We start from the raw sequence: 21,638 nt of genomic DNA, 5'->3' as shown, positions 1-21,638 counted from the left end.
CGGAGAGTTTATGGATAGAGAGCCGGTGTCATCCTCGAATGTAGAGTCTGTTGGATACGACGAAGACAGCCAAACTCTAGAGGTCGAATTTAAAAATGGTGCGCTGTACCAATACTTTGATGTTCCGCAGGTTCTTTACCATGGATTGATGGCAGCCGACTCCACAGGCTCTTATCTCGCTGAAAATATCAAAGGTGTCTACAGATACTCTAGGGTATAGGTGGTCCCAGCTGTTGTTAGCGAATTTGGGAAAGCTCAAATTGGGCAGACTTACTTTTGCTACTCTGGATGTCCATTTTTTGGCCGACAGCAGTCGCTGACGGCCGTGCGAACATCAGCGCTCATCGCCCAACCCACCATCGCCCACCCTTTCCATCCCAATGCTAGAGTGCCTGCTCAATACCCGCACAACTCCAAACCACATAGCGAGGCCCCCATGCTCAACCATGTAATGGTCGGTTCGAATGATATTGAACGGTCGAAGCGGTTTTACGATGCCGTGCTCGGCGTACTCGGCGCAGGCGAGCCGCTGCGCAATGTGGCGCCGTCCGGGCATACCCGCCTGTTCTACCGCCACGACGGCAGCCTGTTCGGTGTCACCGAGCCCATCAACGGTGAGGAAGCGACCGTCGGCAACGGCGGCACGATTGGCTTCAAGTGCAGCTCGGCGGAGCAGGTCAAGGCGTTTCACGATGTAGGCGTCGCCCATGGCGGCACGACTTGCGAGGACCCGCCGGGCCTGCGCGAAACCAGCCTCGGCGCGTTGCACCTCAGCTACGTCCGCGACCCTGACGGCAACAAGCTGTGCGCCATCTACCGCCCGCAGTAACCCTCCTGTTTCAACGCCGCACTGTGCGGCGTTGATACTCGCGCCAGCATCGGCACACCTCCAGCGACACGTTCACTGGCTTTGCAGCGCCTCGCGCTGCTTGCGCACCTCATCGGCGCTGACTGCCGGGGCCGCATTGCCCCAGCTGTTGCGCACATAAGTGAGCACGTCGGCGATGTTCTCATCCGAGAGATTCCAGGCGAACGACGGCATGGCCGGGCCGGTAGGTGCCGCGTCCGTACTGCCGGCGCGATTGCCGGCAAGTACCACGCGAATCATTGATACCGCGTCGCGCGCATTGACCAGCGGCGCATTGGCCAGCTTGGGAAATAACGTCGGAATGCCTTCGCCGTCGGGGGTATGGCAGGCCGAGCAGCGGACTTCATAGAGCCCGCGGCCAGCTGTCATGATCGGGTCGTTGGGGTCCAGCGGTTCGGGCTTTTCGTGCTCGTGGTCGAGGTCCTTGAGATAGACCGCCACAGCCCTCAGGTCCTCGTCACGCCAGTACTGTGTGGAATTCTCCACCGCCTCGGCCATTGGCCCGGACGCGATGTCGTAGCGGTTGGCACCGGTCTTGAGGTACTGCACGATGTCGTCCTCGGTCCATTCACCCAGGCCAACATGCGCCGTGTTGGAGATATTCGGCGCCATCCAGCCCTGCAACTCCCCGCCTTTGAGCGAGCCATCACTCTTGTCGCCGCCGATGAGGTTTTTCGGCGTGTGGCAACTGCCGCAATGCCCAAGCCCCTGCACCAGGTAGGCGCCGCGGTTCCATTGTTCGCTTTTGTCCGCGTCGGGTTCGAATTCGCCCTCGGTGAAGTTGAGCCAGTTCCACGCCTTCATGCTCAGGCGCACGTTGAAAGGAAACGGCAGCTGGTTCGTTTCCACCTCGTTCTGCGCCGGCTGCACGGTGCGCAGGTAGGCCCAGAGCGCCAGGTTGTCCTCGCGCGTGACCTTCGTATACGCGGCATAGGGCATGGCCGGATAGAGCTGCTTGCCGTTGCGCCCGTGGCCGCGGGCCATGGTGTTCTGGAAGTCTTCGAAGGTCCAGCGGCCGATACCGGTTGCCGGATCAGGGGTTATGTTGGCGCCCACCAGTTCGCCGAACGGCGTTTCGATCGCCACGCCACCGGAGAAAAGCGGCTTGCCGGGCAATGTGTGGCAGGCCGTGCAATCACCGAGCGTGGCGATGTAGCGACCTTTTTCCACGAGTTCGTAGGCGTCCGGAGCGGTGACGGCGTAGGCGCTGACGCTCGTCGCGACGAGCAACGCGAGGCCGGTGTTCAGGAGAGGCTTCATACGCTGATCATCTCCCCGGGACGTTTGAGGTAGTAGGTGCGGATCGCATGCGCTGCCTTGAATGCCAGTGCGCCGACGGTGCCCGTTGGGTTGTAGCCGGGGTTCTGCGGAAAGGCCGATGCGCCGACCACGAACAGGTTCGGCACATCCCAGACCTGCAGGTGCTTGTTTACCGAACTGGTAGAAGGATCAGCCCCCATGACGAAACCACCGACCACGTGGGAGGACTGATAGGACGTGTTGGACCACGGCCCTTTGCGCGGGCTGGCGACTATCATTTTCGGATTCAGCGCCCTGGCGATCTCGGCCGTTTTGTCGGTGACGTACTGCGCCATGCGCAGGTCGTTGTCAGTGAAATCGAAGGTAATCCGTAGCAGAGGTCGGCCGTGCGGATCGGTGTAGTTCGGGTCCAGCGACAGGTAGTTGTTGCGGGTGCTGTAGTTGCTCGCTTCGCAACCGATGGACATGCTGTTGGCGTAGTACTGCACCGTCGTCTTCTTCCACTCCGAGCCCCACTTGGGCGTGCCAGGCGGTACCGGACGGGAATTGATGGGCGCTGCGCCAATGGGCGTCACCCGCGTGCTGCCGCCGCCGACGAAGCCCAGCCCGGAATGGTCGAAATTGTCGTTGTTGAAGTTATCGATGCCCATGCCGATGGCGCCGCCACCGATGAAGGGATTGAAGTTCTTGTCGTCGAAGAACAGCTGCACGCTGTTGGCCGTCTGGTAGGCGTAGTTGCGCCCGGTGGTACCGGTGTTGCTCAGCGGGTCGTAGGGCTGGCCGATGCCGGAGAGCAGCATCAGGCGTACGTTTTCGAAGGTGAACGCGGCGACCACGACGATATCCGCCGGCTGTTCCCATCGGTCGCCGTTGGCATCCACATAGACGATGCCAGTGGCGCGCTTGCCGGTGCTGTCCTTCGTTACCTCCAGCACTTCGCAATGGGTCTTGGCGGTGAAATTGGGCATGCGTGCTAGCGATGGCAGCACGTTGACGATGGCGCTTGCCTTGGAATAGTTGGCGCAGCCGTAGTTGGTGCAGAACCCGCAGAAGGTGCACGGCCCCATCGTTACGCCGTATTGGTTGGTATAGGCCTGCGAAGCCAACGCCGAAGGCACCGGGAACGGCGTGTAGCCCATGTCACGTGCGGCATCGGCGAACAGCACGGGCGCGAAGGTCTGCTTGGTCGGCGGGTTGGGGTACTCCCTGGACCGCGCGCCCTCAAACGGATTGCCACCATCGACGACCTTGCCTCCTATGTTGCCGGCCTTGCCGGACACGCCGGCCACACGCTCGAAGGCATCGTAGTGCGGCTCCATTTCTTCCCAGGTGGTGCCCCAGTCCTGCAGGGCCAGCCCTTCGATGGACGCCTCGCCGTAACGCTCGACCAGATGGCTCCGGAGGCGAAACTCTTCCGGCTGAAAGCGAAAGGTGATGCCAGCCCAGTGGTTACCCGCTCCACCGGTGCCGTTGCCGGGGTGAAAGGAGCCCCAGGTACGCATCGGCAGCGCGGTTTCGCTTGGCTTGTTGCGCATCGTGCAGGTGTTCTGGCGGGTGCGCAGCATGAGCTCCTGGCGAATCACGTAGCGCAGCTCGTCGGTCACCGAGGCGATATTGAAGTCGCTGGCGGTATCACGCCAGGCACCCCGCTCGAACCCCATGATCGTCAGGCCCTCATCGGCGAGTTCCTTGGCGATGATCGACCCGGCCCAGCCGAGCCCTACCACCACGACGTCGGTTGAAGGCAGTTTTTTGGTCATATCCTTCATCCCTTGCGACTCCATGAGGAACTGCCGATGATCGACAGCGGTACCAGATCCAGCTTCTCGTTATGCCGGTCGATGTAGGGGCGATAGTCGTAACGGGCACCGGGGAAGCCGAGCATCTTCCAGCTGACCATGTCGCGATTGCCGCCGTAGATCGGGTCGGCGAAGAATCCCTCCATGGCGTTTTGCAGAATCTGTTCGAAGAACACCTCTGACTCGATGCCTTCGAAGGCGATATCGCCACTCTCCATCTTCCTGAGCACGTCATCGCGCTGGTCACCTTCCAGCTCGCTGAAACGCTTGCCGAACGTCGCCTGGCAATGCCTGCCCAGCTGTTCGATACCGACCCGGTAGCGCTCGGCAGGCACCAAGTCCGAGGGCGGTTCGACGCCAGGCACAAACGGACCATGCTGATAGAGCCGCTCATAGCGGCCATAGTGGCCGGCCAGCTGGCGGTCGATGAACACCGCGCAACCCGCCTCCTTGCCGCTGACTGAAAGATCGTCGGCAGGGATCAGGCGCTCGACGATCGCCTCCACCTCCCGGGCCTCCTCAAGAGTAAAGAACTGCCAGCCCTTGGCCTCGTAATGCAGCGGGCCGTTATGGTCGAAGGGCAGCCACTGCGGTACGCCGTTGACGGTAACGGCCTTCGCGGTCGCGGCGACTCCGGCCGCCACGGTAGCGGCCGATGCAGTGAGCAGCTTGCGTCGGGTCAATCCGTTGGGGGGATTTGTAGGCATCTCGACTCCTTATGAACCAATGGATCGGGGTCGCGCGGCTTAGGAAGTTCCACTCGGAAAACGGCCCGGCGGAGCACGCTGACCGCCATGCCGAACTGCCTCGGAATGCGCGCCTAGCTGCACAAACTTCGCAACAAAATAAAGCGCCAGGGCCACGGAACCCCTGTCCCGAAGTCGGACAGCCAGACGGCGAATGACGTTCAAACCAAATAGCTAGAGCGGTTGCAGGCGCTGACTGAGGGGTAGGAGCAGCAGACTCGACATAGGCCTTTGGAATTTCCAACGGGTGAGCAGGACAAGCGATATGCCCGTTTGCCCTCTGAGGGCACGCTTGACGCCGCATGACCCGATGGATAGGCACATCGAAAGGCTGAACATCGATGCGCCGCGGTCCTGCGGCGCATGACGTGTCAAAACGCGGCTGCGCTCTCCTACCCGCGGCCTTCCTCGCCCATCAAGGCTTGACGACCATCCCCACTCCACGACCGCGCGGGTCTGAGCCGGTCTGCAGGCGCGTGCCATCGACGCGTATCGCCTGGATATCACCCATCAACCAGCCCTGATCCTCCAGCGTGTAGCCCATGGCTTTCAGCTCGTCGGCCACCTTGCCGGTCAGCGGTGCATGGGCGTCGTAGTAGATAGTGTCCTTCGGCAGCAGCTGATGGTGCACGCGTTGCGCGGCCACGGCTTTTTCCAGCGGCATGTCGAAGTCGTAGACGTTGTTCAGCACCTGGAAGATCGAGGTAAAGATGCGCGAACCGCCCGGTGTACCGAGTACCAGGCTGACCTTGCCGTCACGCGTGACGATGCTCGGGCTCATCGACGACAGCATGCGCTTGCCTGGCTCGATGGCATTGGCGTCGCTACCGACCACGCCGAAGGCATTGGCGACGCCCGGCTTGGCACTGAAGTCGTCCATTTCGTTGTTGAGCAGGAAGCCGGCGCCCTTGACCACCACACCGCTGCCGTAATCCAGGTTGAGGGTGTAGGTGTTGCTGACCGCGTTGCCATCGGCATCGACGATGGAAAAGTGAGTCGTCTGCCTTGGCTCAAGGCCCGGGCGCACCTTCTCGGTCTCGGAGATGGCAGTTGGATTGACCTCGGCCGCGCGCTGCTTCAGGTAATCAGTCGATGTCAGCTTCGTGACCGGTACGTCGGAGTAGTCCGGGTCGCCGAGGTAGTCGGCACGGTCGGCAAACACGCGCTTTTCGATCTCCGCCAGCAGGTGGATGTAACGTGCCGAGTTGAGTTCGACACCCTTGTAGTCGGCGGCGCGCTGCTCCTTCATGCCGATCAGCTGCGCCAGGGCGATGCCGCCGGAGCTGGGCAGTGGCGCGGTGTAGAGGCTGTTGCCGTGCCAGTCGACACGCATCGGCTCGCGCCATTTGACGCGGTAGTCGGCCAGGTCCTCCTTGGTGATGAGCCCGTCGTCACGCTTCATCTGCGCAACCAGCAAGTCGGCGGTCTGACCTCTGTAGAAGTCGTCAGGCCCCTTGTCGGCGATGCGCTCCAGCGTCTCGGCAAGCTCCGGCTGGCGGAAGGTGGAACCGGGCCGCATGCTGCCGAAGTAATCCTCGAAGTTGGTCGTGCCGTTGAACAGCCCGATGGCGTCCTCGCGGTACTGGAATTGCTGGTCGGCCACTGTGAAGCCTGCACGGGCATAGCCGACCGCCGGGGTGATGAGCTCGCTCCAGGGCAGCTTGCCGAAGCGCTGGTGTGCCTCCCACATGCCCAACACGGTGCCGGGCACGCCGGACGCCTTGGCGCCGACCAGGCTCAGGTTCTCGATCACCTCGCCCTTGTCGTCGAGGTACATGGTCTTGCTGGAGGCCTTGGGCGCGACTTCCCGGTAGTCCAGGAAATACGGTTTGCCCTCGATATACAGCGTCATGAAGCCACCACCGCCGATGTTGCCCGCCTCGGGGTAGGTGACGGCCAGGGTGAAGGCGGTCGCCACCGCGGCATCCACCGCATTGCCGCCGGCCTTGAGCACCTGGGCGGCCACGTTGGCGCTGTACTCGTCGGGTGCGGCGACCGCCCCGCCTTCCAGAAGCGCGCCGTGGGCAATGTGGCCCGTAGCGACGATCGCCACGCCAAGGGTCAACCTGCTGATCTGAAGCAAACGCATCGTGCTCATCCTTATTCTTGTGGTCACCGCCGCCCCGGCGATGGCCTGGGCGGTAATCATCAACATAGACAATGGGGACGAGGCGTAGGTGCATATCGGCCTGGGGAGAATGCCGCGCCGGGCTGAGAGATGACTGGTGCTTTCGAAATGTGCTTATAAATATGCAGGCGGAGCTTGATTGAAAAAGCCAAGCCTCAATATTGGCGGGGCATGCAGACTGGATATTTGTGAAAAAAAATGTGCAGCGATGAGTGCTAGACTTGCCGAATTTCCTGACCGAAGCGAAATGTCATCGTCATGACGCTCATTACATCCAAGACCTGGCTTGATCCTGTGCTCCCGGAACAGCTGCCGAGTTCCATCATCGAGAAGGCGGATTCGCTGCCAGCAAAGGTAGCATTTCTTGCTGGCCGAGTTGCCCCCGAAACTGCTGCTCGTTTGGGCAAGCTATTGCTCATCACCAACACCTACTATTCGAACCTGATAGAAGGGCAGTACACCGAGCCCGCGGCGATGCAGAAGGCGCAGAACGCTCCCAAGAGAGAGCGCCAGCTCCTTAAGGATCTTGCGGTCAAGCATATGGAAGTCCAACGCGTGTTCGAGCGTGCCCTGCGCCTCAAGGCTCCGGAGTTCCACGCCATGTTCTCACCCGAGTTGATCAGCGCGGTGCATTTTCGCCTGTTTGACGGGACAGATGAAAACAGCCGTCGCCTGTCAGATGGCAGAGTGCTGGTACCTGGCAAATTGCGTAGCCAGCCAGCAGACGAGGTAGTCGTTGGAAACCATGCCGCCCCCGCTGCTGCTGCCGTCCAGGCAATGCTGGAACATCTTCAGAGGTTCTATGGAGCTAGCCAGGACCCTAGGCGCCGTCTGATTGCTACGCTCGCTAATCATCACCGCTTAGCGTGGGTACACCCGTTCTTGGATGGCAACGGCCGTGTGGCTCGAATGATCACGCACCTGCAGCTCGTACAGCTTGGCCTGCAACCTCATCTTTGGTCTTTGTCACGTGGCCTCGCCCGCCGGCACGAGGACTACTATAGAACCTTGGCCATGGCCGACAGGCCCCGGGAAGGTGACTACGACGGTCGAGGCCAGATGTCCCAGAAGCACTACTTCGCATTCATCGAGTTCATGCTCGACGTGTGTCACGACCAAGTGGATTACATGACCGAAGCCTTAAACCGCGACAAGCTTCGGGAGCGGGTCATCAGAGCATTCAAGACGAATGAGAAACTGCTCGATGTGGGCATACGCCAGGAAAGCGCACCAGCTGTATTGGCGCTTCTGCTGCAGGGTTCGTTGCCGCGTAGTGAGTTCAAGACATTCACCGGGCTTTCGTCACGACCTGCCATCGACGAGCTTTCACGATTGATCAAGGCCGGCATCGTGGTCAGCCGTACGCCGAAGTCGCGAACGGTCGAACCCGGGCTACCCTCCTGGTTCGCCCAAGACATCTTTCCGGATCTGCATCGACGCTTCCAATGAGAGATCATGGATCGCTCAACGCTAGCTGGTGCACCGGGCTGCTGGCTATCCGCGAGCATCCGCCCCAGCGGCTACCCCTACCAGGGCAACTCATCCCCGCTATACGCATAAAACCCACCACTGGCCTCAGGCCCCAGCCCATCGATTACCCGCAACAGATCCCGCGCGGCATCGCTGGCGGGACGGCCGATCTCTTCGCCCCGAAAGGGCTGCGACAGCCGTGAGTTCACCGTGCCCGGGTGCAGCGCCAGCAGCACCGCATTCGGTTGGCTACGGCGCACCTCGATGGAAGCAGTCTTGATCAGCATGTTCAGCGCGGCCTTGGAGGCGCGGTAGCTGTACCAGCCGCCGAGGCGGTTATCGCCGATGCTGCCGACCTTGGCCGAGAGCATGGCGAGCACGCCGCGCTGGCGGTCGAGCAGCCCGCTGAAGTGACGCAGCAGGATGGCCGGGCCGAAGGTGTTGATCTGGAAGGTGGCGAGCAGCTGCGCCTGGTCGAGATCGGCCAGGCGCTTCTCCGGCATGAAGTCGGCACCGTGCAGCACGCCGGCGGCGTTGATGATCAGATGAAACGGCCCCTGCCCCGCCACGCTGGCCGCGGCTTGTTCGATGCTGGAGGGATCGGTCAGGTCGAGCGCCGGCTCGGACGAGCGACTCAGCGCAATGACCGATGCGCAGTGCGGATCGCTGCGCAAGGCATCGACCAGTGCGGCGCCGATGCCACCGGATGCGCCGATGACCAGCGCACGAAACCCTTCGGGGAATGAATCCAACGGCATGACGATCTCCAGATTTACGGTCGACGGGCGTCGGCTTCGCTGCGCCAGCGTTCGATATGTTCGGCGAGCAGGTCGGCGATGGGCAAGCAAGCGCCGAGCCGGTAGAGGTTCCAGTAATGGCCTTCCAGGGTGCGGTTGATCAGCAAGGTGCCGGAAGCCGGTTGCAGGCTGCCGAGTGCGGACATCATCAGGGGGAACAGCTCGGACAGCCGTTGATGCAGCGCCGCCTCGCGGAAGTCCCACTGCGCGCCGGGTTGCAGTAGCGGGTGCAACATCAGGTGGATGCGTCGATACAGGCCGTGCGGCGGCGTGCTCCCCGGTTGGCGCCCGCCCAGGGCTTGGAATCCCGGCTCCAACGCCTCGCTGGAAACGCTGCGCAGTGCTTCGAATATCTGTACGTAGCCCGCCAGCAAACGCGGTTCCAGGCGCAGTACGCTGCCGAAATCGTAGACCACCAGCTCGCCGGACTCGGTCCAGGCGAGGTTGCCGGGATGCGGATCGGTATGCAGCCGTTGCAGACCGAATGCCTGCTCGGCCAGCCATTCGCAGAGGGTTTCGGCCAGGCGCTGGCGCACCTCCGCCGGGGCCTGTTCGACCTCGGCCATGGAGCGGCCCGGCAGGTCTTCCAGCACCAGCACACCGGGCCGGCAGAGTTCGCCCGCGGCAAAGGGAATGCGGATGCCCGGCCAGTTGCTGAAGTGCTCGCGGAAGGCTTCGAGGTTGGCGCGCTCGGCCTCGTAGTCGAGTTCCTCGGCAATGGCCCGTTGCAGCTCGATATACACCGCATCGAGACGCGCGGGCGGCGTGCCGAACAGTCGCCCGAGCGGCATCAAGCGGCGTAGTTGGCGCAGATCGGCATCGCAGATGGCGCGGATGCCGGGGTACTGGACCTTCATGATCAGCGCCCTGCCCTGCCTATCCCGAGCGCGGTGGACCTGGCCCAGCGAGGCCGCCGCCGCGGGCTCCGGGTCGATGGACTCGAACAGTTCGTACAGCTTGCCGTCATAGAGGCGCTGCAGATTGGCTTCCAGCGCATCGAATGGCAGCGAGGGCACCTGGTTCTGCAAGCGCGCCAGCGCCGCGCTGATCGGTTCGGGCAGCAGGTCCTGCCATTGCGAGGCCTGCTGACCGAGCTTCAGCACCGGGCCCTTCATCTGCCCAAGCGCATCACCGAGCAGTTCACCGACCGGCACCCAGTCGATACGCGCCTTGCCTGGCGTGATGCGCTGCACCAGCAGGTTGCCGGCAATGCGCGCGCCAGTGCCGCCCAGTTGCAGAAAGCGACCCAGTGCCGAAGCCGACGGACGAGAGAATCGAGACATGCAGGCGACCCGCGAAGGCAAAGGCTGATCATGGGGCAGCCCGGCCCATGATCCAAGGTTCAATGGTTGCAGTCTGTTGCGCAGCGGAGGGGTTCGAAGTAGCTCAAGGGCAACGAGCGAAGCGGCCGGGGGGACCGCGCAGCAGATGGTCGCGCCGCCTGGAGAGCGCGCTGCAGCGGAGGTGCCGAGCACACTCATGCGGAACGGGCAGGCGGCTGGCGAGTCGGATTAAATGACTGCGCCCCTCGAACGTCGACCGCCAAACGCGCAATTTTCGGCACATCAGAAGCGCATCAGGCGACGATTCGAGCGGCATTCAGCCCGACCTGCCCACCAGGCGAATAACGGGCCTGTTCCCCTCCGCCTCCGTCCCGATATGGACATGCAGGAGTGGGAACGAAGCACGCAGCGGCGCCTGCGTTAAGGAGAACGGAATGACCGATTTCACTAATCTTTCCTTCCAACCAGACGATGAACCCCCTCGCATTTCCACTGGCAGCGAGGGGCTGGATGACATTCTCGGCGGCGGCCTCGACCCCAACCGCATGTACCTGTACGAAGGTAGCCCGGGCTCGGGCAAGACCACCATTGCGCTGCAGTTCCTGCTCGAAGGGGTCCGCCAGGGCGAGCGCGTTCTCTATGTCACCCTCTCGGAAACCAAGGACGAACTGGAGCTGGTCGCCAAGCGGCACGGGTGGTCCCTCGACGGTATCGATGTGTTCGAGCTGGTCACGCCGGAAACCAGCCTGGACCCGGACCTCGAACTGACGGTGCTGCACCCCGTGGAGATGGAGCTGAGTGAAACCACGCAGCAGGTGTTCGATCGGGTCACCGAAACCAATCCGAGTCGCGTGATCTTCGACAGCCTCTCGGAAATGCGCCTGCTGGCGCAAAGCCCTCTGCGCTACCGGCGGCAGGTGTTGGCGCTCAAGCATTTCTTCACCACCCGCAACTGCACGGTGATCCTGCTCGACGACCAGACTTCGGAAGTGGGCGACCTGCAACTGCATTCCATCTCCCACGGCGTGGTCATGCTGGAGCAGGTGGCAATCGACTACGGTGCCGAGCGCAGGCGTCTGCGAGTGATCAAGATGCGTGGCATCCAGTTTCGCGGCGGCTACCACGACTTCGCCATCCGCAAGGGCGGCCTGCGCATCTATCCCCGGCTCATCGCCGCCGAGCACCACTCGTCCTTCTCCGGTGAGCTGGCCTCGTCCGGTAATCCGGCACTGGACAAGATGCTGGGTGGCGGCCTGGAACGCGGCACCAACGCGCTGCTGGTCGGCGCGGCCGGCGTGGGCAAATCCTCGCTGGCCTTGAGCTATGCGGTCGCGGCGTGCAAACGCGGCGAGCAGGTCGCCTTCTTCGTCTTTGACGAAAACATCGCCACACTGCTGGCGCGCGGGCGGGCGCTGGGGCTGCCCATGGAACCGTGGATCGAACAGGGGCTGCTGCATCTGCAACAGGTCGACCCGGCCGAGCTGTCGCCCGGCGAGTTCACCGCCGCGGTCCGCCAGGGCGTAGAGGTGCGGGGGGCCGGCCTGGTGATTCTGGACAGCCTCAACGGCTATCTGCACGCGATGCCTGATGGCCGATTCCTGATTCTGCAGATGCACGAGCTGTTGAGTTATCTGGGCCAGAAAGGCGTGATCAGCATCATGGTGCTCGCCCAGCATGGCCTGGTCGGCCCAATGGATACGCCTGTGGATATCAGCTATCTCAGCGATGCGGTTATCATGCAGCGCTACTTCGAGCATGCCGGCGTCGTTCGCCGGGCGTTGTCAGTGGTGAAAAAGCGCAGCGGACGGCATGAAAACACCGTCCGTGAGTACCGCCTCAGTAGCGCCGGCCTCGAGGTCGGGCCGCCGCTCAGCCACTTCAGCGGCATCCTATCGGGCACACCGGAATACACCGGTGATGCGACTCAGCTACTGACAGACGAGCATGACGACGCCCACTAAACGAGAAGGCCCCATCGTAGTCGTCTATGCCCCCATCGGCCGGGACGGTCCCGCCTCGGCCGAACTGCTCAGCCGCAGCGGCATGGACGCCGTTGTCTGCCACAGTGTCGATGAGGTGCTACGTCGCGCCGAAACCGATGCCGACGCCGTTTTCATCGCCGAAGAAGGCCTCTTCGGTCAGGACCTCCAAGCACTGGCCACCTGGGTCGATCAGCAACCGGCGTGGTCCGACTTTCCATTCGTGGTCCTCACCAGCAAGCATCAACAGCCGGCAGTCGCCGCATGGCGTCAGCGCATGGTGGCGGCGCTGCGCAACGTTTCCCTGCTGGAACGCCCGGTACAGAGCATCACCCTTACCAGCGCGGTGAAAGCCGCCCTGCGCGGGCGGCATCGCCAGTACGAAGTCAGAGCCTTGCTCGAAGCCCGTGAGCGCGCCTCGAATCAACTCGAAGCGCTGGTCGTCGAGCGCACCAGCGAACTGGAAAAGGCCAACCAGGAATTGCGCACACAGATGGCCGAGCGCGCGCAGATCGAAGAAACCCTGCGCCAGGCGCAGAAGATCGAAGCCATCGGCCAGCTCACCGGCGGCATCGCCCACGACTTCAACAACCTGCTGATGGTGATTTCCGGCGGCCTCGACATGCTCAACCGCCGCGCCGACCCTGCACGCCGCGAGCGGTTGATGGATGGCATGCGCCAGGCCGCGCAACGCGGAACCGCCCTCACCCGGCAACTGCTCGCCTTCTCCCGCCGCCAGTCACTGGAACCCGAGTCGGTCGACCTGGTGCTGCGCATCGGCCGCATGCGCGAGCTGCTCGACCGCAGCCTGAGCGGCGACGTGCACGTGGAAGTGCAGTTCGAGCCGGATCTCTGGCCGGTCGAAGTGGACCCTGGCGAGCTGGAGCTGGTCGTCCTCAACCTGGCCGTGAATGCCCGCGACGCCATGCCCGACGGCGGCTCGATCCTGATCGAAGCCAGCAATGCACCTGGCGAAACGGTGCTGGGCATCACCGGCGATTTTGTCCGCCTCACGGTGACCGACTCGGGCACCGGCATTCCCGAGGAGGTTCGCACCCGCGTATTCGACCCCTTCTTCACCACCAAGGAGATAGGCAAAGGCTCAGGGCTCGGGCTGGCACAGGTCTACGGCTTCGCGCGGCAGTCCGGCGGCACCGTGTGGATCGAAAGCGAATGCGATCGCGGAACCAGCGTGATCATGCTGCTGCCACGTTCGGCGCGTGTGCCCGATCAGCCCGACGGCGAACGGCCTGTCGAAGACGACAGCCCCGACGCCTCGGCCGGTACCGTACTGCTGGTGGACGATGATGAAGAAGTCGCGGCCCTGGTCGGCGAGATGCTCGAACATCTCGGCTATCGCGTCACCCATGCCGCCAGTGCCACAGACGCGCTGGGCGCGCTGCAGAACGGCTGTCAGGTGGACATCGTATTCTCCGACGTGATGATGCCGGGCGGCATGAACGGTGTTGAACTGGCCCGAGAGATCCGCACCCGCGCCCTCGGTGTTCCCGTGCTGCTTACCAGCGGCTACGCCGAAGCCGCACAGCAATCTGCCGCCGCAGAAGGCGTGCACGTATTGGCCAAGCCCTACCGGCTGGAAGAACTGGCAATCTCGTTGCGCACCGCTATCGATGGTGTGGAAGTTCACTGATCCACCCCTTCCTTACGGGGCGTTCCAGGCGGGTCGGCCAATCCGTCAGCCCACCTTCAGCCGAGGCGACGCGCAGGTGTTCCCGCTGAAGTTCGGTTGGTTCGATGCCGTCATTGGTCTGTAACGTCGTAACAAGCCGGCGCGCCTGCGGTCTTCTGACTAGGCCCGACGAAAGCAACGGGCTCATACATGATGCCGAACCCGCATTGACTCTTGCTCCGATCAGGAACTTGCTTCGTGTCGATACGCGCCCGTCTCATCTGGCTGGTCATCGCCGTCATCGCACCGGCGCTGGCCTTCGCGCTGTTTGCAACCTATTCGGTTTACCGAGCGCAGTCACAGCAGATCGACCAAAGTATGTACGAGACCACTCGCGGCGTAAGTCTTGCCGTTGAGCGCGAACTTGATCGCTTCGGCGCAGTGGTCACGACGCTGGCCGCCTCGCCAACACTGGTGAGTGGCGATCTGCGTGCGTTTCATGAACGTCTACAGCAGACCGTTCAACCGATAGCCACCGGCGTAAGCATATTCGACCCGAACGGCGTGCCCCTGGCTGATACGGACTACCCTTTTGGCGCGCCGTTGCCGATGCCACCGAGCCTGCCAGGCTTCGAGAACACCCCGCTGCTAGACGTCAGTCCGATGTTTCGCGACCCGTTGACGCGCGTGCACAGCGTCGCCATTCACCGCCCGGTGATGCGTGACGGCCGAGTCGTCTACTACCTGACCATGAAGTTTCCGGTCAGCCGCATCGAAGCCCTGCTGCAAGCTCAGGAGCTTCCCGAGCGCTGGCTTGGTGCCGTTTTGGACCAGACACACACTATCGTTGCGCGCACCCGGGACCCCAGCAGACATGTAGGTGAAGCCGCGGACGACAACTTCGTCGCCGATTTACGCGGGCTAGCGACTCGCCAAGGCAAGCTGATTTCCGTCACCCGCGACAATCAACGCGTGGTTTCTTTTATCAGCCGTGGTGAAAGTTCAGGCTGGACGGTACTGATCGGCATTCCCCGTGAGGACCTGCTCGCAAGCGTATTGAAACCCATCGGAACCGCGGCCATCGGCATCCTGCTGGTGCTCGCGCTGGCGATCGGACTGGCCATTGCGCTCGGCCGCACCATCACCCGCCCCTTGACTCAACTGGACCAGGCAGCCGGCGCCTTGGCCCGAGGGGAAGTCTTCGAGGCACCTCGGACCGGCATGGACGAGACCGACCGGACCGCGCAGGTACTTGCCCAGGCCAGCAAGACCATTCACCGCTCGAGCCAGGAAATGGCAGAGCGGGTCGAGGAAGCCGTCGCCCAGGCCGAACGCTCGCATCGGGCGCTGCTGCAGGGCCAGAAACTTGAAGCGCTGGGCAACCTCACCGCGGGTATATCGCACGAGTTCAATAACCTTCTGCAAAGCATGACCGTCGGCTTGCAGCTGGCCGACATGCTGAGCCCAAACCCCCGAGCCAAGCGCGCCATCGAGGCATGCCAGCGTTCGGCTCAACGGGCTACCCGCCTTACGCGGCACCTGATGACCTTCAGTCGAAACCGCACCGGAGATGTCGAGCAGGTCGACTTGCGCGCATTGATTCTCGGCATGCACGAACTGCTGACCGGCGCGTTGCCCAATAACGTCGTTCTACAGCTCGACTTGCCGGACCGCCCCTGGCCGGCGGCGCTGGACCCGGTGCAATGCGAGCTGGCCATCCTCAACCTGGCGATCAATGCACGGGACGCCATGCCAGACGGCGGTCCGTTGAGCATCAGCCTGCACGACGTGGCGCATGGAGACATCGCCCTGCCAAGCCTGGGGACAAGGACCTATCTCGCCGTCGACGTCCTCGACACAGGTTGTGGAATGAGCAAGGAGGTCCAGGCGCGGGCATTCGAGCCTTTCTTCACAACCAAGGCCATCGGCGAGGGAACGGGCCTCGGTCTGGCGCAGGTCTATGGCTTCGCGCACCAATCAGGCGGCGCGGTAGCGATCGACAGCGAAGTCGGCAGGGGCACGCGCGTCCGCCTCCTGCTGCCACGCGTCGAACACCGCAGCGAACCGGCTGGCCCGGTAGAGAAGGCACCGGAACGTGCCAACCGAACCACACGGGTGCTCTTGGTCGACGACGACGCCGAGGTGCGCGAGGTGGTGATGTCGATGCTTGAGGAACTGGGCTATTTGGTCGACGAGGCGCAGGACGCGGATTCAGCCCTGGCCAGGCTCGCCGATGGCACGCGCCCGCCTATCGATGTGCTTCTTTCGGATATCGTCATGCCCGGACGGCTGGACGGGGTTGGTCTTGCGGCGGAAGCCCAAGGCCTGTATCCCGAACTGCCCATCATCCTCGCGACAGGCTACACCGAGCGTCTCGCTGCCGAGCACGGGCTGCGTGTGCTAGCCAAACCCTTCACCAGCCAGACCCTGGCCGAGGCCCTTCTCGACGCGGTCAATACACCCTAGAGCGAGGCGGAAGGCGCTCATGACTGACGCCTTCCTGTTTGCCCGAAAAAATAATTGCCTTTTCTGCGGCGGGATAACCGCACCTATATGGTGCGCGAACGCCGCATAATTTCTGCGTCAGATTTGAAAACTACACAACGCCGGCCGCTCGCAGTGCACCTTTCAGAAACACCTTCCGCCTCATTTTGAAGCACCGGAAGGTGCTGCCGAAACGGCATCGGCTTGCTCGATATTCTCTGCTTTTGCGCACAGCATGACCCGCCAGATACTGCGCTCGCCGACCGCCATTTCGCGTCGGCAGAGCAGGATCGAGCCATGAACCAGTCCCTTTGTGCCCGCCATCTCGAAGCCGCCGCGCTGCCGCTGATCGATATCGCCGGGCTGTTTTCTCCCGACCTTGCCGAGCGCACTGCCGTGGCCGAACGCATCGGCGCGGCCTGTCGCGAGGTCGGCTTCTTCTGCGTCGCCAACCACGGCGTCGACCCGGCGCTACAACAGGCGGTGTTCGAGCAGGCGCGGGTCTTCTTTTCCCAGCCGGAAGCAGGCAAGCGTGCGCTGGACAAGGTGTTCTCGAAGGCCAATCGCGGCTATGAGCCGTTGCGCGGTCAGGTGCTGGAAGCCGGTGCGCCGGCCGATCTCAAGGAAGGCTTCTATATCGGCGAGGAGTTGGCCGAGGACGACCCGCGGGTACTGGCCGGTCGCTTCAACCACGGTGCCAACCAGTGGCCAACCGAGCTTGCGGACTTTCGCCCGACCATGGAGCGCTATCGCGATGCGATGAACGCCCTCGCGGCACGGCTGATGGGCGCCATCGCGCTCTCGCTGCAACTGCCGGAGGAACATTTCGCCGGCTTCTGCCGCGACTCCATGAGCACCCTGCGCCTGCTGCACTATCCGCCACAGCCGGCCAATGCCGCGCCCGGCGAGAAGGGCTGCGGCGCGCATACCGATTTCGGCGGGCTGACGCTGCTTTTGCAGGACGAGAACCCCGGCCTGCAGGTCTGGGATCGCCACAGCATGAGCTGGATTCACGCAGCGCCCGTGCCCGGCACCTATGTGGTCAACCTGGGCGACATGATCGCCCGCTGGACCAACGATCAGTACCGTTCGACGCTACACCGGGTGGTCAACATTTCCGGACGCGAGCGCTACAGCGTGCCGTTCTTCTTCAGCGGCAACCCGGACCATCTGGTCGAGTGCCTGCCGACCTGCCTCGCGCCCGGCGAGGCGCCGCGCTACCCCGCCGTGACAGTGGAGGAACACCACCGCGAGATGTACCGGAGGACCTATGGCTGACATCGTCCTCATCCACGGGGCCTGGGCCGGTAGCTGGGTCTGGGATTCGCTGCTCGAAGGCCTGCGCAGCGCCGGGCACCGACCGCACGCGGTCGATCTACCAGGCAATGGTAGCGACGCCACGCCGCTCGCCGATGTCTCGCTGCAGCGCTACGTCGAGCACATTGGAGCGCTGATCGAGACGCTGCCTGGCCCGATTCAGCTGGTGGCGCATTCCGGCGGCGGCGTCACCGCCACCGCCGTGGCCGAGGCTTATGCCGAGCGCATCGCCGGGGTCGCCTATGTCGCCGGCATGATGCTGCCCAGCGGCATGGGCTTCGGCGAACTCTGTGCCGAACTCGCCCGCGACTTTCCCGAGGTCAGCGGCATCGGGCCCTATCTCGAAGCGGTGCCCGGCGGCAGTCGCGTACCCAGCGATGCCGCCTGTGCGGTGTTCTTTCACGATGCACCGGCACAGGCCGCGATCAGTGCCGCGCGCCGCCTGACGGTGCAGCCCGACGGCGGTCGCGACATCGCCGCGCAGTGGAGCGCCGAGCGTTTCGGACGTCTGCCGCGCTTGTATATCGAAGCCGCGCGTGATCGATCAGTGCTGCCACGGGTGCAACAGCGCATGCAGCAGCTGGTGCCTGGCGCCGAGCGGGTGGTGCTCGATTGCGGCCATGCGCCGCAATTGGCCATGCCCGACCTGCTGCTCGCCGCCCTGCTGGATTTCTTCGCTCGCCATCCACATCCGGTGCACTGACCCGTTTATTGCATCGCGCTTATCACGCCGAACCTTCAAGGAGCTTCACCATGTTCAAGAAAACCCTGCTCGCCAGCGCCCTGCTCGCGCTGTTCAGCCAATCCGCCCTGGCCGCCGACAAGGTGCGCTGGCTCAACGACTGGTTGCCAGCCGGCGACAAGGCGGCGATCTACCTAGGTGTCGAACAGGGCCTGTTCGCCGCAGAAGGCATCGAAGTGGAAATCGCCAGTGCCCGCGGTGGTAGCGACGTGGTGACCAAGCTGGCCACCAACAGCGCGGACTTCGGCTCGGCCGGCCTGGCCTCGCTGCTGCAGGCCAAGGCCCAGGGCGAGGTGCCGGTGGTCGCCGTCGCGCCGATCTACAACAAGCAACCGGACGCCTTCTTCACCACCGAAGGCTCGGGCATCAACAGCTTCAAGGACATCGTCGGCAAGACCGTGGCCACGCCGACCTTCTCCGCCTCCAACGTGGTCTGGCCGCTGCTGCTGGAGCGCAACGGCATCGACCCGAACAGCGTCAAGCTGCTCAAGCTAGACCCCGGCGCACTGGCGCCGATGCTCGCCACCGGCAAGGTGGACGCCACCATCAACTGGCTGACCGTCGCGCCTGGCTTCGTCCGTGCCCTCGGCGAAGCGGACAAGACGCTGAAGACCATCCCCTGGTCGGAATACGGCTTCGAAGGCTACGGCCTGTCGCTGGTAGCGTCGCAGCGCTTCGTGCAGAGCCATCCCGAGGTCGCGAAGAAATTCGTCAAGGCCTACCAGCAGGCACAGAAGAACGCCATCGCCGACCCGGCTGCAGCGGCCGCCGCGCTGAAGAAGCTGGTCGCCGAGGTCGACGAGCAGCAGGCCGAGGAGCAATTCGCCGCCTCGGTACCGCTGATGCAGAACGAGATCAGTGCCGCAGAGGGCACCGGTTTCGACGCCAAGCGCCTGGCCACTACCTGGGAATGGGTCGCCAAGGCGCAGGGCATGCAGATCGACAGCCTCGACCCGGCCAGCGCCATCGACACCAGCCTGAGCGAGTGATGCCATGAACGCCGCCGCCCTGCCCGCCACACCGCGCCCCAACATCAGCTTCGACCGGGTCAGCCAGGTCTTCACCTCCTCCGATGGCAGCGAGGTGGTGGCGCTGGACAACGCCAGTTTCGACATCGGCCGCCACGAGTTCATCGCGGTGCTCGGCCCCTCGGGCTGCGGCAAGTCCACGCTGCTGCGCATCCTCGCCGGGCTGGTACGGCCAACTCACGGCCAGGTCAGCATCTACGGCAGTCCGGTGGACGGCCCGCGTGACGAGATCGGCATCGTCTTCCAGCGACCGACCCTGCTGCCCTGGCTGAACATCCGCGACAACCTGACCTTTCCCATGCGGCACAAGTACGGCCGCGTCACCGCGCAGGAAATCACCCGCGGCGAGGAGCTGCTGGAACTGGTGGGACTGAAGGACTTCGGTAACAAGCGTCCGGACGAACTCTCCGGCGGCATGCAGCAGCGCGCGGCGATTGCCCGCGCGCTGCTGCATGACCCGGAAATCCTGCTGATGGACGAGCCGTTCTCGGCCCTCGATGCCCTGACCCGCGACGAGCTGAGTCTGGAGCTGCTGAACATCTGGACCCAGCGTCCGAAGACGGTGCTGTTCATCACCCACTCGATTCCCGAAGCGCTGCTGCTGGCCGACCGCATCCTGGTGATGTCGGCGCGCCCCGGCCGCGTGCAGGAAATCATCGATGTCGATCTGCCGCGCCCGCGGTCCATGGAAACCCTCACGGAGCCCCGTTTCAATGAGCTCGCCAACCATATCCGCCGCAAAGTCTTCTCGCGCCATGCCGACCATTAAGCCCAAGGCACTGCGCATGAAGGCGCAGGCCGACCGCTTCGCGCCCTGGCTCGCCCTGCTCGTGCTATTGCTGGTCTGGGAAGCGGCCTGCCGCCTGCTCAAGCTGCCGAGCTTCGTGTTGCCCTCGCCCAGTGCCATCTTCGCGGCGACGCAGAAGGTCGGTCTCGGCACCTGGGCCGAGCATATTTTCGCCACCCTGCGGGTGACGCTGATGGGTTACGGCCTGTCGATTCTGATCGGCATCCCGCTGGCCATCGCTCTGGCCTCTTCACGGGTGATGTCGCGCACACTGTATCCGCTGCTGGTGATCGTGCAGTCCACGCCCATCGTCGCGGTAGCGCCGATCATTGTGGTGGTGATGGGCGCCGGCGATCTGCCGCGTGTGTTCATCACCTTCCTCATCGCCTTCTTTCCCATCGTGGTGTCCTGCGTCACTGGCTTGCTGGCGACACCGGAGGAGCTGGTGGAACTGTCGCGTTCACTGGGCGCATCGAAGGCCCGTGAGTACCGCAACATCCGCCTGCCCTATGCGATTCCGCACCTGTTTTCGGCGCTGCGCATCTCCATCACCCTGGCGGTGATCGGTGCGGTGGTCGCCGAGTTTGTCGCTGCGGAAAAAGGCCTGGGCTACTTCATCAACTTTTCCACCTCGATGTTCCAGGTGCCGCAAGCCTTCGCTGCGCTGATGATGCTGGTGGTAATCAGCCTGGTGCTATTCCACCTGATCGGGTTGCTGCAGAAGGTCTGCTTTCCCTGGAGCCTGCCCAAGGGTGGGCATTGAAGCCCACCACTTCTTAATCTCAGTCTGGATAACGCCATGTCTCTCGACGATCTCGCCCTGCTGCGCAAAAGCTTCGACGTCGCCCGCCGCGCACTGGAAAACGGCACCCACCCGTTCGGCGCCATTCTGGTCGGGCCGGACGGTGAGGTGCTGCTGGAACAGGGCAACGCCTACATGCCCGACCACGACATGACCGGCCACGCCGAGCGCGTGCTGATGACCCGTGCCTCGACCCGCTACACGCCGGAATTCCTCTCGCGCTGCAGCATGTACACCTCCGCCGAACCCTGCGCCATGTGCGCCGGGGCCGCCTACTGGGTCGGCTTGGGTCGCGTGGTCTATGGCCTTTCCGAGCGGAGCCTGAAGGACATCACCGGCAACCATCCGGAGAACCCGACGCTGGACCTGCCTTGCCGCATCGTCTTCGAGGCCGGCCAGCGCAAGGTCGAAGTCGTCGGGCCGCTGTTGGAAGACGAGGCTGCTGCCCTGCACGAAGGCATCTGGTAGGTCCCGCCAGAATCAGGCAAGCGCCCGGCAGGATCGCCATAACGCGACCA

18 protein-coding genes are annotated in these 21,638 nt (G+C 63.4%); 12 read left to right on the top strand and 6 right to left on the bottom strand.

Going from position 1 to position 21,638, the window contains the following annotated elements; all coding sequences use genetic code 11:
• Positions 1-10 precede the first annotated feature (10 nt).
• Together CW305_RS01790 and CW305_RS01785 are read left to right on the top strand one after the other, a co-directional pair.
• Positions 11-220: a KTSC domain-containing protein gene (locus tag CW305_RS01790; protein ID WP_104096952.1), complete on the top strand. Its 210-nt coding sequence runs from the start codon at positions 11-13 to the stop codon at positions 218-220.
• Positions 221-436: 216 nt separating this feature from the next.
• Positions 437-829 (top strand): VOC family protein, encoded by a 393-nt coding sequence (locus tag CW305_RS01785; RefSeq protein ID WP_104096951.1) that lies wholly within the window; start codon positions 437-439, stop codon positions 827-829.
• A gap of 72 nt (positions 830-901) precedes the next feature.
• Here CW305_RS01785 and CW305_RS01780 read toward each other — a convergent pair whose 3' ends face one another.
• The 4 genes from CW305_RS01780 to ggt form a co-directional block, all read right to left on the bottom strand.
• Positions 902-2,128, bottom strand: a complete 1,227-nt coding sequence (locus CW305_RS01780; RefSeq protein WP_104096950.1) for a cytochrome c — start codon at positions 2,126-2,128, stop codon at positions 902-904.
• On the bottom strand, positions 2,125-3,888 hold the full coding sequence (locus CW305_RS01775; RefSeq protein WP_104097404.1) for a GMC family oxidoreductase: 1,764 nt from the start codon (positions 3,886-3,888) through the stop codon (positions 2,125-2,127). The genes CW305_RS01780 and CW305_RS01775 overlap by 4 nt, the downstream gene beginning before the upstream one ends.
• Positions 3,889-3,893: 5 nt before the next feature.
• On the bottom strand, positions 3,894-4,634 hold the full coding sequence (locus CW305_RS01770) for a gluconate 2-dehydrogenase subunit 3 family protein (RefSeq protein ID WP_026006460.1): 741 nt from the start codon (positions 4,632-4,634) through the stop codon (positions 3,894-3,896).
• Positions 4,635-5,088: 454 nt separating this feature from the next.
• Positions 5,089-6,762, bottom strand: a complete 1,674-nt coding sequence (gene ggt / locus CW305_RS01765) for a gamma-glutamyltransferase (RefSeq protein WP_104096949.1) — start codon at positions 6,760-6,762, stop codon at positions 5,089-5,091.
• A gap of 297 nt (positions 6,763-7,059) precedes the next feature.
• On the opposite strand from ggt, the gene CW305_RS01760 reads away from it, so the two are divergent.
• Positions 7,060-8,250: a Fic family protein gene (locus CW305_RS01760; protein ID WP_003285380.1), complete on the top strand. Its 1,191-nt coding sequence runs from the start codon at positions 7,060-7,062 to the stop codon at positions 8,248-8,250.
• Positions 8,251-8,327: 77 nt separating this feature from the next.
• On the opposite strand, the gene CW305_RS01755 is transcribed toward CW305_RS01760, so the two are convergent.
• Together CW305_RS01755 and CW305_RS01750 are read right to left on the bottom strand one after the other, a co-directional pair.
• Positions 8,328-9,029, bottom strand: a complete 702-nt coding sequence (locus CW305_RS01755) for an SDR family NAD(P)-dependent oxidoreductase (protein WP_104096948.1) — start codon at positions 9,027-9,029, stop codon at positions 8,328-8,330.
• A 14-nt stretch (positions 9,030-9,043) separates the two neighbouring features.
• The gene (locus tag CW305_RS01750) at positions 9,044-10,351 is read right to left on the bottom strand and encodes an ABC1 kinase family protein (RefSeq protein WP_014821122.1); all 1,308 of its coding nucleotides are present in this window, start codon (positions 10,349-10,351) and stop codon (positions 9,044-9,046) included.
• Between the two features lie 434 nt (positions 10,352-10,785).
• Here CW305_RS01750 and CW305_RS01745 point away from each other — a divergent pair, with 434 nt between their 5' ends.
• From CW305_RS01745 to CW305_RS01705, 9 genes are all read left to right on the top strand, one after another.
• A complete protein-coding gene (locus CW305_RS01745) occupies positions 10,786-12,312 on the top strand; it encodes an ATPase domain-containing protein (RefSeq protein WP_014821123.1) in 1,527 nt (508 codons plus the stop codon).
• Complete coding sequence (locus CW305_RS01740) at positions 12,296-13,981, top strand: ATP-binding protein (protein WP_014821124.1); 1,686 nt, start codon at positions 12,296-12,298, stop codon at positions 13,979-13,981. Before CW305_RS01745 ends, CW305_RS01740 begins: the two co-directional genes overlap by 17 nt.
• Positions 13,982-14,218: 237 nt before the next feature.
• A complete protein-coding gene (locus CW305_RS01735) occupies positions 14,219-16,426 on the top strand; it encodes a hybrid sensor histidine kinase/response regulator (RefSeq protein WP_104096947.1) in 2,208 nt (735 codons plus the stop codon).
• A gap of 315 nt (positions 16,427-16,741) precedes the next feature.
• Positions 16,742-17,722: an isopenicillin N synthase family dioxygenase gene (locus tag CW305_RS01730; RefSeq protein WP_104096946.1), complete on the top strand. Its 981-nt coding sequence runs from the start codon at positions 16,742-16,744 to the stop codon at positions 17,720-17,722.
• A complete protein-coding gene (locus tag CW305_RS01725) occupies positions 17,715-18,464 on the top strand; it encodes an alpha/beta fold hydrolase (RefSeq protein ID WP_104096945.1) in 750 nt (249 codons plus the stop codon). The genes CW305_RS01730 and CW305_RS01725 overlap by 8 nt, the downstream gene beginning before the upstream one ends.
• 50 nt (positions 18,465-18,514) lie before the next feature.
• Entirely contained in the window at positions 18,515-19,492 is a 978-nt protein-coding gene (locus tag CW305_RS01720; protein ID WP_104096944.1) for an ABC transporter substrate-binding protein, read from the top strand.
• 4 nt (positions 19,493-19,496) lie between these two features.
• The gene (locus CW305_RS01715; RefSeq protein WP_104096943.1) at positions 19,497-20,300 is read left to right on the top strand and encodes an ABC transporter ATP-binding protein; all 804 of its coding nucleotides are present in this window, start codon (positions 19,497-19,499) and stop codon (positions 20,298-20,300) included.
• Positions 20,287-21,081, top strand: a complete 795-nt coding sequence (locus CW305_RS01710) for an ABC transporter permease (RefSeq protein ID WP_104096942.1) — start codon at positions 20,287-20,289, stop codon at positions 21,079-21,081. Before CW305_RS01715 ends, CW305_RS01710 begins: the two co-directional genes overlap by 14 nt.
• Positions 21,082-21,117: 36 nt before the next feature.
• Positions 21,118-21,588, top strand: a complete 471-nt coding sequence (locus tag CW305_RS01705; protein ID WP_014821131.1) for a nucleoside deaminase — start codon at positions 21,118-21,120, stop codon at positions 21,586-21,588.
• Positions 21,589-21,638: the final 50 nt, after the last annotated feature.

The organism is Stutzerimonas kunmingensis, from assembly GCF_002929225.1.
In the GTDB taxonomy this organism is placed as follows: domain Bacteria; phylum Pseudomonadota; class Gammaproteobacteria; order Pseudomonadales; family Pseudomonadaceae; genus Stutzerimonas.
This window is presented reverse-complemented; position numbering and strand designations above follow the sequence as displayed.

Excerpts from the sequence above, each read along its gene's own strand:
- CW305_RS01790 (WP_104096952.1), top strand. The coding sequence starts at position 11 with ATGGATAGAGAGCCGGTGTCATCCTCGAATGTAGAGTCTGTTGGATAC.
- CW305_RS01785 (WP_104096951.1), top strand. The coding sequence starts at position 437 with ATGCTCAACCATGTAATGGTCGGTTCGAATGATATTGAACGGTCGAAG.
- CW305_RS01780 (WP_104096950.1), bottom strand. The coding sequence starts at position 2,128 with ATGAAGCCTCTCCTGAACACCGGCCTCGCGTTGCTCGTCGCGACGAGC.
- CW305_RS01775 (WP_104097404.1), bottom strand. The coding sequence starts at position 3,888 with ATGACCAAAAAACTGCCTTCAACCGACGTCGTGGTGGTAGGGCTCGGC.
- CW305_RS01770 (WP_026006460.1), bottom strand. The coding sequence starts at position 4,634 with ATGCCTACAAATCCCCCCAACGGATTGACCCGACGCAAGCTGCTCACT.
- ggt (WP_104096949.1), bottom strand. The coding sequence starts at position 6,762 with ATGCGTTTGCTTCAGATCAGCAGGTTGACCCTTGGCGTGGCGATCGTC.
- CW305_RS01760 (WP_003285380.1), top strand. The coding sequence starts at position 7,060 with ATGACGCTCATTACATCCAAGACCTGGCTTGATCCTGTGCTCCCGGAA.
- CW305_RS01755 (WP_104096948.1), bottom strand. The coding sequence starts at position 9,029 with ATGCCGTTGGATTCATTCCCCGAAGGGTTTCGTGCGCTGGTCATCGGC.
- CW305_RS01750 (WP_014821122.1), bottom strand. The coding sequence starts at position 10,351 with ATGTCTCGATTCTCTCGTCCGTCGGCTTCGGCACTGGGTCGCTTTCTG.
- CW305_RS01745 (WP_014821123.1), top strand. The coding sequence starts at position 10,786 with ATGACCGATTTCACTAATCTTTCCTTCCAACCAGACGATGAACCCCCT.
- CW305_RS01740 (WP_014821124.1), top strand. The coding sequence starts at position 12,296 with ATGACGACGCCCACTAAACGAGAAGGCCCCATCGTAGTCGTCTATGCC.
- CW305_RS01730 (WP_104096946.1), top strand. The coding sequence starts at position 16,742 with ATGAACCAGTCCCTTTGTGCCCGCCATCTCGAAGCCGCCGCGCTGCCG.
- CW305_RS01725 (WP_104096945.1), top strand. The coding sequence starts at position 17,715 with ATGGCTGACATCGTCCTCATCCACGGGGCCTGGGCCGGTAGCTGGGTC.
- CW305_RS01720 (WP_104096944.1), top strand. The coding sequence starts at position 18,515 with ATGTTCAAGAAAACCCTGCTCGCCAGCGCCCTGCTCGCGCTGTTCAGC.
- CW305_RS01715 (WP_104096943.1), top strand. The coding sequence starts at position 19,497 with ATGAACGCCGCCGCCCTGCCCGCCACACCGCGCCCCAACATCAGCTTC.
- CW305_RS01710 (WP_104096942.1), top strand. The coding sequence starts at position 20,287 with ATGCCGACCATTAAGCCCAAGGCACTGCGCATGAAGGCGCAGGCCGAC.
- CW305_RS01705 (WP_014821131.1), top strand. The coding sequence starts at position 21,118 with ATGTCTCTCGACGATCTCGCCCTGCTGCGCAAAAGCTTCGACGTCGCC.